This window comes from Paenibacillus sp. FSL M8-0334 (genome assembly GCF_038000405.1).
Lineage (GTDB): Bacteria > Bacillota > Bacilli > Paenibacillales > Paenibacillaceae > Paenibacillus_AQ > Paenibacillus_AQ campinasensis.
On record NZ_JBBOCH010000002.1, the window covers coordinates 1261884 to 1274651 of the forward strand.

11 protein-coding genes are annotated in these 12768 nt (G+C 55.1%); 10 read left to right on the forward strand and 1 reads right to left on the reverse strand.

Features of this window, described 5'->3' with window-relative positions; translation table 11 throughout:
* Positions 1–38 precede the first annotated feature (38 nt).
* The 10 genes from MKX64_RS19950 to MKX64_RS19995 all read left to right on the forward strand — a co-directional run bounded on the left by MKX64_RS19950 (position 39) and on the right by MKX64_RS19995 (position 11574).
* Positions 39–350 (forward strand): hypothetical protein, encoded by a 312-nt coding sequence (locus MKX64_RS19950; RefSeq protein WP_095266194.1) that lies wholly within the window; start codon positions 39–41, stop codon positions 348–350.
* Between the two features lie 82 nt (positions 351–432).
* Entirely contained in the window at positions 433–4413 is a 3981-nt protein-coding gene (essC, locus tag MKX64_RS19955; RefSeq protein ID WP_155618101.1) for a type VII secretion protein EssC, read from the forward strand.
* 16 nt (positions 4414–4429) lie between these two features.
* Entirely contained in the window at positions 4430–5236 is an 807-nt protein-coding gene (locus MKX64_RS19960; protein ID WP_095266196.1) for a hypothetical protein, read from the forward strand.
* Between the two features lie 34 nt (positions 5237–5270).
* Positions 5271–5780 (forward strand): WXG100 family type VII secretion target, encoded by a 510-nt coding sequence (locus MKX64_RS19965; protein WP_095266197.1) that lies wholly within the window; start codon positions 5271–5273, stop codon positions 5778–5780.
* A gap of 162 nt (positions 5781–5942) precedes the next feature.
* Positions 5943–6218: a WXG100 family type VII secretion target gene (locus tag MKX64_RS19970; protein WP_095266198.1), complete on the forward strand. Its 276-nt coding sequence runs from the start codon at positions 5943–5945 to the stop codon at positions 6216–6218.
* 161 nt (positions 6219–6379) lie between these two features.
* Positions 6380–8482: a serine/threonine protein kinase gene (locus tag MKX64_RS19975; protein WP_095266199.1), complete on the forward strand. Its 2103-nt coding sequence runs from the start codon at positions 6380–6382 to the stop codon at positions 8480–8482.
* Positions 8483–8503: 21 nt separating this feature from the next.
* On the forward strand, positions 8504–9256 hold the full coding sequence (locus tag MKX64_RS19980) for a vWA domain-containing protein (RefSeq protein WP_095266200.1): 753 nt from the start codon (positions 8504–8506) through the stop codon (positions 9254–9256).
* Positions 9257–9261: 5 nt separating this feature from the next.
* On the forward strand, positions 9262–10095 hold the full coding sequence (locus MKX64_RS19985; RefSeq protein WP_095266201.1) for a hypothetical protein: 834 nt from the start codon (positions 9262–9264) through the stop codon (positions 10093–10095).
* A 201-nt stretch (positions 10096–10296) separates the two neighbouring features.
* A complete protein-coding gene (locus tag MKX64_RS19990) occupies positions 10297–11094 on the forward strand; it encodes an SDR family oxidoreductase (protein ID WP_095266202.1) in 798 nt (265 codons plus the stop codon).
* 84 nt (positions 11095–11178) lie between these two features.
* Complete coding sequence (locus tag MKX64_RS19995; RefSeq protein ID WP_095266203.1) at positions 11179–11574, forward strand: DnaJ family domain-containing protein; 396 nt, start codon at positions 11179–11181, stop codon at positions 11572–11574.
* Between the two features lie 91 nt (positions 11575–11665).
* On the opposite strand, the gene gluQRS is transcribed toward MKX64_RS19995, so the two are convergent.
* Positions 11666–12649: a tRNA glutamyl-Q(34) synthetase GluQRS gene (gluQRS, locus tag MKX64_RS20000; protein ID WP_413773610.1), complete on the reverse strand. Its 984-nt coding sequence runs from the start codon at positions 12647–12649 to the stop codon at positions 11666–11668.
* Positions 12650–12768: the final 119 nt, after the last annotated feature.

A 12768-nucleotide genomic window follows, 5' to 3' on the forward strand; every position in this document is an offset into this window, starting at 1 on the left:
AACTATGATTACGATGATTTCAGGAGGGCGAGCTCACGATGATACTCACCGTGATCAGCGGACGTAATGAACGAGATTGGTTTGATATTGAAGTGCCTGACCATTGCCAGGTCGGAGAATTGATCGAATTGCTGGGATTGCGGCTCTATCAAAGTGCATCTCAAGAAGGAATTCAATATATATTAGAAGGGAAATTTCCGGAAGGTCTGTGGTTTAAGGTCGAGGAGGGGGCGAGCCTCGCGGAAGCAGGACTGAGGGAAGGCACCTGTATCCGGTTACAGCGGGCGTTCTCCACAACGGAAGAGGAAGCGCCGATCTACGGCAGAAGATCGCTGTTTCAGGAAACTTGAGTTTGGGTATATAACCCTTTGATTTCCATTGAATCGATCGCCTGCATATTTCAGATGCTCTGGATTAGGGGGAAATGAGAATATGAACTTGCTGTATCAGCGTTCGCCGCGCATTAAGCCGGCTTTGAGTAAAGAAGAACTAGAGATTTTAAGGCCTCCGTCAGAGCCGAGCAAACCGTCATTCTCGATCATTTCGATTATTATACCGATTGTTATGACCGCGGCTACCGTCGGGATGTATGTGTACATGTACATGAGCGGAAGAATGGGCAACAGCAATCTGATGATGATTCAGTTAATGATGGTTTTTATGATGATGACATCTTATACGCTTCCGTTTTTTGTGTACTTGAGCAACAAGAAGACGTATCAGAAGAAATTGGAGGAACGGAGTGAGAAATACCGTGCTCAGCTGGACATTCACCGTGAACAGCTGAAGGAGCGGCAGCAGGAACAGGTTCAGGTGCTGTTTGATATTCATGGCGATCCGGAGGTTTGCTATCAGATCGTGAAGAATCGGAACAGCAGCCTGTGGGAGCGTTCGCCGGAGGATTCGGATTTTCTTGAGGTGTGCGTAGGGCAAGGGGAGGTCCCTTTTCATATCGAGGTGAAGCCTCCAAGAGCTGACGGGTATGATAAGGAACCGCTCATTGCTGCGGCAGAGGAGCTTGCGGCGGAATTTCAGACCGTTGAGAACGCGTCGATATGTCTGCCTTTGTTCCAGTCCAAAGTTATAGGCATTGTAGGCGCGAGGGAGCAGGTGCTCAGCGCGCTGCGGGTCATGATGGCCCAAATTACGGTAAGACATTCGCCGGATGAAGTGAAGCTGGCTTCCTTCTACGAGGAGAAAGAGGCGGCCGAGTGGGAATGGCAGCGCTGGCTGCCGCATATATGGGATGATGATCGTTCGCTGCGCTACATGGCCGACCGGAGAAGCGTTGCGCATCAGCTGGCGGACCAGCTGTTTACCCAGCTTCAACGCCGCAAGAGCAACCAGACCGAGTATAACAAGAAGACGATTGAAACCCCGGTGTACGTCGTTGTGCTGTCTGACACCCGCCTGATTGAGGAGGAGCCGCTGTTGCCGCTGCTGCTGGAAGATGCGGAGAAGGTCGATGCGGTGACGATTATACTGTCGGACCGCAAGGAAAGCCTGCCGATGCAATGCCAGCTCATTGTGGACGTAGAGCGTGGACGGGCGGTTTCAACCATGAAGAAGCCGGATGCAACCGTCTCCTTGCAGAGCTATGTTCCGCATACGATCAGCCGTGAGCAGTCGGAAGCGATGGCCCGCTATATGGCGCCGATTCGGCTGAAGCGATCGTCCGCCTCGGATATCCCGAGTGTTCTGACACTGTTTGAAATGATGGATGTCCAGAAAGTGCCCGAGCTTGAGGTGCTGCGGCGCTGGAGACAGAATCGTTATCCGGACACATTGCCGGTACCGATGGGCGTAAGAGCCGGGGGCAAGAAGATTAACCTGAATCTTCATGACAAAATCGAACGTCAGGGTCATGGGCCCCACGGGCTGATTGCGGGCACAACCGGCTCCGGTAAAAGTGAAGTCATTCAGTCGATCGTCGCTTCGCTTGCCGCCGAGTTTCATCCCCATGATCTGGCGTTCATGCTGATCGACTACAAGGGCGGCGGGATGTCCAATACGTTCATCAATCTGCCGCATGTGGTGGGCACGATCACCAACCTGGACAACAATCTGATCGAGCGGGCCAAAGTGTCGCTGAAGGCCGAGCTTGTCAGACGCCAAAAAATATTGAACGATGCCGGCAACCTGCAGCATATCGATGAATACTACAAGCTGCTGCGGAGCCGGCATGGCGAGCCTCTTCCGCATCTTGTCATCATCATTGACGAGTTTGCGCAGTTGAAGAAGGATCAGCCTGAGTTTATGGACGAGCTGATCAGCATCGCCGCGATCGGACGTACGCTCGGCGTGCATCTGATTCTTGCCACGCAGAAACCGGCAGGCGTCGTGGACGACAAAATATGGAGCAACTCGCGTTTCCGAATTTGTCTTCGCGTACAGAGCGAAGGTGACAGCCGGGACATGCTGAAAATCCCGAATGCGGCCTGGATCAACAAGCCGGGCAGAGGTTACTTTCAGGTGGGCAGCGACGAAGTGTTTGAGGAGCTCCAGTTTGCCTGGAGCGGTGCTCCTTATATTGAAGATACCAAACAAGAGGGAACGATTGTGGTCAAGGAGGTCCGCATTAACGGCAAGAAGGAGCCGATGCTAAGCGTCGATCCGAGAGGCAGCGCCCAAGAGGAAGTTCCGAAGCAGCTTCAGGTGTTCATCGACCATTTGGCCGAGCTGGCCAAGGAAGAAGGCATTCGGAAGCTGCAGGGGCCTTGGCTTCCTCCGCTGCCGGAGCATATGGACCTTGACGAGGTGCCAGGCAGCGATGCTGCCGAAATCCAGGGCGAGGCGCTGGCAGCTTATGTCGGAATGCTGGATGATTTGCCGAATCAGTGCCAACGGCCATTCGTGTTAAATCTGGAGCAGGGCCACTGGGCTATCTACGGAATGCCGGGACTAGGCAAAACGACATTTGTACAGACGATCCTGATGTCGATCGCCAGACGTTTTACCCCTGACCAGTGGCATGGCTACATTGTGGATATGGGGAGAATGCTGCGCGATTTCAGCGGATTGCCGCATATCGGCGGCGTTATGAATGCGGAAGAGGATGACCGGATTCAGCGCTTGTTCCGCTATTTGTCGAAGACGGCCAATCAGCGCAAGGATCTGATCGCGGAGGCCGGTGTCAAGACGATTGCCTCCTACCGCCGGACGACAGGGGAGCAAGTGCCGCAGATTGTGGTCATCATCGACGGCTATTTGAACTTCCGGAACAGCTATCCGGAAGAGAACGAGATGATCGAGTATTTGCTCCGGGAAGGCGGCAGCCTGGGCATGACGTTCATTATAACGGCGAACCGGATATCCGACATGTTCGAGAAGGTTCGCAGCAACATTGCCAACGCCGCAACCTTTGAGCTTGCCGACCCGGCGGACTACTACTATGCTGTCGGGCGTCCGTCCAGAGCGCCAAGCCAGCTTCCTCCGGGAAGAGGACTGGTGAAAGGACAGGTTCCGCCGCTGGAATTCCAGATTGCGCTGCCTGCAGCCGGTCAGGATGAAGGCGCGCGTTCCGGCGCATTGCGGGCAACGATCCAGGGGCTCAAGCAAGCGTGGCAGGGCGATGCCGCACCGCGCATCGAATCGCTGCCGGAGAAGATTATGCTTCACCCGCTGCTTGAGCGGATCGGCAGCGGGCCGGCAACGGACCGATTGGCCCGGTACGAGGTGCCTGTCGGCCTGACCACCGATGATTTATCGCCGTTTCGAATCAATCTTCAGGACGGCCCGCATTTCATCGTTGCCAGCCCGATGGAGGGAGGAAAGTCGACGTTCCTGCTTAGTTGGATTTTATCTCTTTCCTACTGTACAGCGCCGGAGAACCTGGAGATTTATACTGTGGATACGAGGTATGGGAGCAGCGGCTTGAGCAGCCTGCGCGACCTGCCGCATATTAAAGGCCATGCAACAAATGAAGAGGAGCTGCGTCCGATTATTGAGGAGCTGTATCACAAAATCCAAACTCGTACGAAGGACGGGGATGATCCGGCGATCGTGCTGTTTATCGACGATGCCGATGTGCTCAGCAAACAGCTGGCCGACTTTACGGTCAAGGATCAGCTGACCGCGATTGTGCGTCAGGGTCGGGACCGCGGGGTTCATGTCGTGCTTGCCGGCGTGCCGGCAGACTTCCCGACCTTCGGGGTGGACTGGGTAACGGATGTAAAAGCAGCTCAGAACGGATTTTTATTTGGAACATTGGATACGAACGATTTATCGTTCTTTAGAATTCCTTTTTCAGAGTCTACGAATAGTCCTGGAGGGCTAAAGATCCTTCCGCCGGGACAAGGGTACTATGTCAAACGTAAGTATTTCCGGATAAAAAGTGCCGTTCCGTTCGATGACCAGTGGAACGCCCAGAAATGGGTCTCAGAAATTCGCGACATATGGCATGTTGTAGTTTGAGAGGAGGTGGCTCATAATGTTGACGATTCGTGCTTCCAAACAGGATACGATTGCACTGAGCGAGAAGGAATTTTTCTTCTTGGCCGGAATCATCGGTTCGGACCGGTTGCTTGGCGTGGAGGACCCGTTTAGCGGGTATCTGGCCGAGGAAATTGCCGAGGAATGGGAAAGAACGAAGGAGTCGCTGCTCAGCAAGCAGTATTTGCTCCTGAAAGAGAGCGGGGAATTGTCTATCCCGCCTGAAGTGTTCTCCCGGGTGGCGATTGCAGGTCTTTCGGACCGCGCATGCTGGTTGAAATACGAAAATCAGGATAGGGAATTTGAAGGATATTTGCATGTGACCGATGAACGTGTCATTCAGGTATGCAGAAGCGGCGAAAAAAACCGATATTACATGTTGAGTGAACTCGGTTCCATCGAGCAAACCTGCGATCAACTGGTGGAGGATTTGGCGCTCAGCGATCAAAATTGGGGGGATATTCCCGCCTTGCTGCTCAGCCGAAAAGAATTCGGGGACATCTACACCTCCGCCTCTGAATTGACATCGGACGAAATCAGCGATCGGTTGGCCAGATTAACCGATGATGAGGAAGGTTCCATCGCGCTTGCAAAATGTTTGAAAAACAAGGTTTCCTCAGGGGAGCTTCAGCTGTCCATATGGAACGGATTGAATTGGGAAAGTCAAAATGCTGCATTTGTTGTGAATGAGTCCATGAATTGGCTGCTGCGTATGAGCCTGGAGGGGGACCAGGACTGGCTCACCGCGGCGCCAGCTACAAAAGAGCAGTTTCGTCATATGCTTCTCATGTGGCTGAAACAGTAAGATGCCTGTATGACCGTATGAAAGGTGAGGACCTATGCGTATTTCTGTTGAGCCGGAATCTCTCCGGACGTTAAGCCGCCAGCTTAAGCAAAGTGGCGATGAATATCTGGCGATTACGAGAGCGCTGAACGAGGCGATAACCTCGTTAGTCTGGGAGAGCTCTCACAGCACCGCAGTGATGGATGAGTGGCAGACAGCCAAGCGTCTTGGAGAGCATCTGGGGACTCTGCTTGGGCAGATGAGCCAATATCTTCAGAGCAAAGCGGATCAGTTCCAGGAAACCGATCACGAGTATCGAACGATTCTGGAGCATGTCCCGGCAGGGGCGGTGTCCGCGGCTGCATTGTTTGCCGCTTCCAAATTGGAAGGGCGCACGTCGATATTGCCCGAATATGGGAACTACTCAACAGTGATTTCAAATCCGAGCTCAGTTGCCGCGGTGGTCGGCGTAAGCAGTTCGGAGAGTGGCAGCACGGTGAAACAGGCGGCTCTGGAAGGACAGGGATGGACGTTTACCGATCCTTCTCTAGGTATTGCTAACTGATCGGACTGCCATTTTTAGGGATAAAGACTGGAAAATGATTCAAACCGGGACGTTCAGGGTAATTGGAAATTAGGTCCGATGACATTTTGATAATCAAAGACCCATAGGCTAAGATTTCAAGTGTCACAAAAATCAGAAAAGTTGATCAAGGAGGTTACATACATGGCAGGACGCATTTTAATTACACCCGAACAAATCGACCAGGTAGCGAATCAATTTAAACAAAGTGGTGATCAAAGCCAGCAGATCGTCACCAGCCTGACTCAATCCATCAACGGGATGGAAGGTCAATGGGATGGTATGACGAAGCAGCGCTTCTTCCAGGAGTTTCAAGAAGCCAGCCGTCTGATGAACTCTTTTGTTCAAACGCTGGAAAGCATCAGCACTGAGCTGAGAGCAATCTCTCAAAAGTTCCGCACTGCAGACGAATCCCGTTAATTCGGAAAATCAGTCATCATGGTTCCTTTTACTATATAATAGCTGCATAGACACAGAAAACCGGGTCTGCTTCTTCAGCCCGGTTTTCTTGCCATCCAGAAGTTATTGTGGGTGCGGGCCGTCTATGTAAATTGAATGAAGCGCTACGTGAGGTGATGTTCATGGCTTTTCAGCCCAACCCGGGCGATCGGATTACGATTAATGAAACAACGTATATTGTTGGACAGCATCCGGCGGCTCCAGGCTTAGCTTATGCCCAGGCCGGAAGACAAGGTATCGTGTACCAGCTGATTCCGGAACATGGTGAAATTTCTGAGGCGAGGGCCTTGAAGGTGTTCTTCCCTAAATTCCGGATTCCGGCGATGGTGTATCAATCGGAGCATATGAGCCCATACAGCGAAGTGCCGGGGCTGGCCGTATGCAGTCGAGAGGTGCTTACTCCCGAAAAAAACGGAGACTTGATAGCGGCATATCCGGATCTGCTCTATGCCGTCGTGATGCCGTGGATTCATGGGGTCACCTGGTTTGATGTCATCAGCGAGCAGCGCTCGCTGAATCGCTCCGAGAGCCTGATGCTGGCCAAGTCGCTTGCTGCGATCGGCTCGAAAATGGAGCAGCGGGGACTCGCGCATTGCGATTTGTCCGCTCCCAACGTCATGCTTCCGTTTTTTTCGGAAGTAAAGTTACCGGAGGAACAATCGGCTGTCGAACTGGTCGACGTTGAGCAGATGTATAGTCCGAAGATGGACCGGCCGGATGTGCTCCTTGCCGGCTCGCCGGGATATGCGGCTCACCGTACCGTGCACAGCGGTTTATGGAGTGCGTACGCCGACCGCTTCGCTGGCGCGGTCATCATTGCCGAAATGCTAGGCTGGAGCGATCCGGCGGTGGTCAGCAAGGCATGGGGGGAGAGCTACTTCGATCAGCATGAAATGCAGACCGCTTGCGAGCGGTACTTTCTGCTGAAAAAGTCGCTGGAGAACCGCTGGGACCCTGCGGTTGCCGAGCTGTTCACACGCACCTGGGACAGTCAGGATGTGCGAAGCTGTCCTACGTTCGGCGAGTGGTTGATTACGCTGTCTGCACTCTTGCCGGCGGAGCCCGAACCGGAGCCGGAGCCGGTCCAGGAGACGGCCTCGCCTGCGCCTGTATCAGCCGCAGCTTCAACTGCGGAAGCGGCCGACATTCCGGACGAAGTGCTGGCGGCAATTCATTTGCCGGCCGGGACGCGGGAAGTGAATGAACAGGTCATTGAGCGTCTGTTTCATCAGGCCCGCGATCTGGAGAACGAGGGGGATCTGTCAGGAGCGCTCGAAATATTCCGTTCCGCCTATCATTTTGTGAAGAAGGGGAGCCCGCTGGAGGTTGAGCTGGCAGCGGCGATTCGCGGTTTGGAGGAGCAGCTTTATCCGCCGGAGTCGGATAAAGCGAAAGGATTTAAGGCGCTTCTAACTTCCCGGAAGTTTATGATTTCCTCGGCGGCAGCACTCGTCATTTTGACTGGCTCAGCCTTTACGGTGAATCAGATCCTGGCCGACAAAGCGGTCAGCAAGCAGCAGCAGGAAGAGCAGCGCCGGCTTGAAGAGGAAGCTCGTCTCCAAGAAGAAGCAAGATTGCAGGAGGAAGCGCGCAAGCAGGAAGAGGAGGCGCGGCAGGCTGAGGAAGCCCGGAAAGCCGAGGAAGCGCGGCTGGCTGAAGAGGCGAAGAAGGCGGAGGAGGCCGAGCTGGCCCGCAAGGAAGAGGAACGGGCAGCGCTTCAGGAGAAGTATGAGCGTCAGGCCAGATATGAGGCCTATCTGGCTCAGCTGGAGGAGAAGAAGAAGCGGCAGGAGCTTCAGGAGAAGTATGACCGCCAAGCCAAGTACGAGGCGTATCTGGCCCAGCAGGAAGAGAAGAAGAAGCAGCGGGAGCAAGAGGCCCAGCTCGCAGCCGCGCAGGCGGCAAAGACCGAAGCGGAAGCCAGAGCCAAGGCGGAGCGGGAGGCGGCTGCCAGAGCAGAGGCTGCGCGCAAGGAGAAAGAAGCAGCCGAGCGCTTGAGGAAGCAGCGGGAGGAGAACGTTACCGAGCTGACCGCGCTATATAAAGCCGCTTTTAACGCCCAGAAGGCAGGGAACAAGGATCGCGCGAAAAATTTTGCCCGTGAATTTGTCAAAATCTATGATTCGGATGCGGCCTATTACCGAACGGTGACGAATATGAGAAGCCGCTACAACAATGCCGTGAAGTTTATAGAAGACGAAAGTCACTGGATGCCAAGTCTGTAACAGGGGTGAACGTAACTCACGATGAACTATACCATTCAAGCATCGCAGCGCACGCCAGCGCTTATCATATACCTTATTGACATCAGCGCTTCGATGAACATGCTCATGGAGGATCGCAGACGGATCGATATCGTCTACGATGCCTTGTCCCTTGCCATCCGGCAGATGGTGTTCCGTTCGACCAAAGGCAACCGCCTTACACCGCGCTACCGGATTGCGATTCTGGCCTATAGCGACGATGTGTATGACTTGCTGAACGGAATCAAAGGGATCGACGAAATTGCAGCGATCGGCTCTCTGCCTGATTTGACGCCGAAGCGTTTCTCCGATTCGGCGAAGGCGTTTCTGCAGGCCGAACGGATTCTTCAGGCCGAAATTCCGAATATGCAGGATTGCCCTGCGCCGCTCGTCTGCCATATGACAGATGGTGTGGCAACAGGCGATGATCCAGAGCCGATTGCACGCCGAATTATGAGCATGAGCGTGCCGGATGGCAATGTGCTGGTCGAGAATATATTCATCTCTGACCATCTGCTGGATCAGCCGATTGCCGAGCCGCGGCGATGGAAGGGCATTCTGCCCGATACCGATCTGAAGGATGAACACGCCCGGAAGCTGATGAACATGTCCTCGGTGCTTCCGGAAAGCTACAGGGAGATGCTGGTGGAAGCCGACTATCAATTGAGCCCGGGCGCCTTGATGATGCTTCCTGGCACTTGCCAGGAGCTCGTGTCGATCGGGTTCCAGATGTCGGCAGCGACACCGGTGAGGTGAGCCTCATGAGACGGTCGAATGCAAGAGCAGAGGCGATGTCATCCTATTCCTTTACGGATACCCGTTATCGTTACGAGAGCAAGCAGACCGGGGAGCAGCCGCTGACAAGGGTAGAGGGGCGTTTTACGTGCCGATACGCATACGGCAGAGCTGCGGAGACGGTGAAGCTGTCCGAGCAGGGGCAGGACTTTATGGCATTCAGTATGAATGACCAGACCTGCTGCTTTGTGCTGTGCGACGGGGTCGGTCTGAGCTATCGCGGCGATGTGGCTGCACGCTTTCTGGGACAGCGTCTGATGTCCTGGCTGACAGCAGCCGACCAGCCCTCCGGCGCCGCACTGGAGAAAAGGCTGAAGGAGCTGACGGCGGAAGCGGAGGGGGAGATCAATCGGCTGGAGGTCGATGACGGCACCCCCGAGCTGCTCCGTGACGTGCTGCGGGAGAAGCAGCGCATGGGCAGCGAGTCGATGTATATATGCGGCCGCATCGAGCTGCCTGGCCGTTTCCAGCGCAAGGGCAGGCTGTGGCTCGCCTGGCAGGGCGATTCCAGAGTGCGCCTGTGGCGGCATCACCAGGAAGTTACCGCCGAGCTTGGCGACCGATTCCGGACGACAGAGCGCTGGTCCACACGTACAGGTCCGATCGGCGGCAAGCCTCATGAGTATGAATGCAGGCTCGATCAAGGAGCAGGCTATCGGCTGCAGCTGTACAGCGATGGCTTGAATGATCTTGATCCGTTAACGGAGCTGATCCCTGACGAGCAGGTGCAGGTGCTGTTTAATGCGCGTCACACTGACGGGCTTGAGGATGACGCTTCCTTTCTGGAAATTGTATGGTAGTCCGCGAGAATGGCATAAGGATGATAAGAAGCTGAGCGAACGATAGACTGACATATCGGAGGACGATATGGCCGAGGTCTCGTTAGGCTCGGCTTTTTTTGTGATGGGATTTTTTGCGAAAGCGATTATAAATCTGTTGCAATTGGGTAATCTTGTGACAGGTGAACCTAAGCTGTTACTAGAAAAGGAGCGTGGATCTGGATGAACCAAGCAAAGGAACGATTTCATGGGAAGACGGCTATCATTACCGGTGCAGGATCGGGCATCGGCAAGGCAGCAGCGCTGAAACTGGCTGCGGAGGGCGCGAATGTGGCGTTGTTCGATTTGTTGGATGATCGCACGAACGAGACGGAAGCCGAGATCAATGCCATTCGGAACGGGGCGGCCAGAGCGTTTGATGTCGATACGAGCGATCCTGCCCGTGTTGAGAAGGCGGTTCTGGAAACGGTTCAAATCTTCGGCGGCGTAGACATCGTGTTTGCCAATGCGGGCATTAACGGCGTGCTGGCTCCGATTGAGGAGATGGAGCTGAAGGACTGGGAGAAGACGCTTCAGGTTAACTTGAACGGAACATTTCTGACCGTGAAATACTGCATCCCTCATCTGAAGCAGCGCGGAGCCGGCAGCATTATTGTCACCAGCTCGGTCAACGGCACGCGCACGTTCTCGGGCTTTGGCATGGGCGCATACAGCACGACCAAGGCCGGGCAGGTCGCGTTTGCCAAAATGGCCGCACTGGAGCTGGCCCGGTACAAAATCCGGGTGAATGTCATCTGTCCCGGCGCAATTTCCACCAACATTGACCAGAGCACGAAAAAGAGCGAGGAGCTGGAGGAGATCGTCATTCCGGTAGAGTACCCGGAAGGCAGCCAGCCGCTGAAGAATGGACCGGGCAAACCGGAGGAGGTGGCCGATCTTGTCGCTTTCCTCGCCTCGGAGGAATCGCGTCATATTACAGGCGCCCAAATCTTCATCGACGGAGCCGAGTCGCTGCTGTAAGCGCCCAACAGGCCCCCTTGCTTGGATTATGACCGGCTTTCGGATAAGATAGAGGTAAAGTGAAACCGAAGGAGGATGCAGAAAATGGGCATCTTTTCCCGATTGGCCGAGGAGCGGATCGAAGAGGCTGTGCGCAGCGGGGAGCTGGACAATCTGGCATATGCCGGAAAGAAACTCCCGATCGATGATCTTGCTCATATCCCTGAAGATTTGCGCATGTCATACCGCATGCTGAAAAATGCCGGTTATGTGCCGGAAGAGGTCAGTTTGCGGAAGGAATGCGTCCGCCTTCATGACCTGCTCACGGCTTGCCGCAATGAAGGAGAGCAGGCGGAGCTGAAGCGCAAGCTGAGTGAGAAGGAGCTGCGGCTCCGGATGCTGCTGGAAGAGCGGGGGCTTAGCGGAAGCAGCGCCTTTTTCCAGTATGAGGACAAGGTGAGAGATCAGCTGACCGGCAGCGGTAAGGCGGAGCAGGAGTAAGACTGTTTGCGTTATCAACTGCTTGTATTCGATCACCGACAAAGCGCCAGCGATTTCCCTGGATATCCGGGAGTCGCTGGCGCTTTGCAGTTCAAGGGTGTAGCGGGAACAGGAGCCGGAACGCTTCGTCGGTCAGCCGGATCGGCTCGCTGCGGACCTTTGAGAGGTCGAATCCGCCCACTAGTTCGCTCGGGGAAACATCTTCCGGGCGGTCAAGCAGGCCTGCCGACCAGGCGAGCCATCCGACCACATGTTGGGGGCGGATGCCCTGGGCCCGCAGAAATGACAGGCTGAGCCCGCGGCTTCGCTTGGCCAGCCGTCGGCCTTCCGCATCCACGATCAGCGGCGCGTGGGCGAAGCTTGGCGCGTCATAGCCCAGCTTCTGGTACAGGAGGAGCTGCCTTGGCGTCGAATCCAGCAGATCAGCCCCTCTTAATACATGCGTGATGCCCATCAGCGCATCGTCCACAACGACGGCGAGCTGGTAGGAAATGATCCCGTCCGCCCGCTTCACAACGAAATCGCCGCCATCGGACAGGCGGCATTCATTCACCCCGGCAATGCCGTCTTGAAACAAGAGAGGATCTTCAGGCGTGATGATCCTCAAGGAGGGCTGCTTGCGCACGGCCTTCGCCTGGGCTTCCTCGGGGCTAAGCCGTCGGCAAGTGCCGGGGTAACGCTTGCCCTCGGAAGCCAGTCCGTGCGGGGCGCTGGCCGCGGCAGCGATGTCGGCACGGCTGCAGTAGCACGGATACAGCAGCCCTTGTTCATGCAGCTTCTGAAGCTCGTGCTCGTACAGCTCTTGCCGCAAAGACTGGCGATACGGTCCGCACGGACCTCCCCGGTCAGGGCCTTCATCCCAGTCCAGGCCCAGCCACTTCAGATCGTTCACCAGCGCTTCGGCCAGGTCCTCTCTGGAGCGGTTCACATCAATATCCTCGATACGCAGAACGAATTGACCGTCCGCGCTTCTCATCTGCAGCCAGCTCAGCAAGGCGATCAACGCATTGCCGATATGCATCTTCCCCGATGGGGTCGGGGCGAAGCGCCCGCGTGGCATGTTGTGCTGCATCATCATTTTCACCTTCCGACTTATCCGACCTCAGTACGATTCATGCTATCGTTAACCTTACGCGAGCAGGAAAGCTTGAGCGGCACTTAGCCGGATTCTCACTTCCTGTAGCTTGGTTTGCG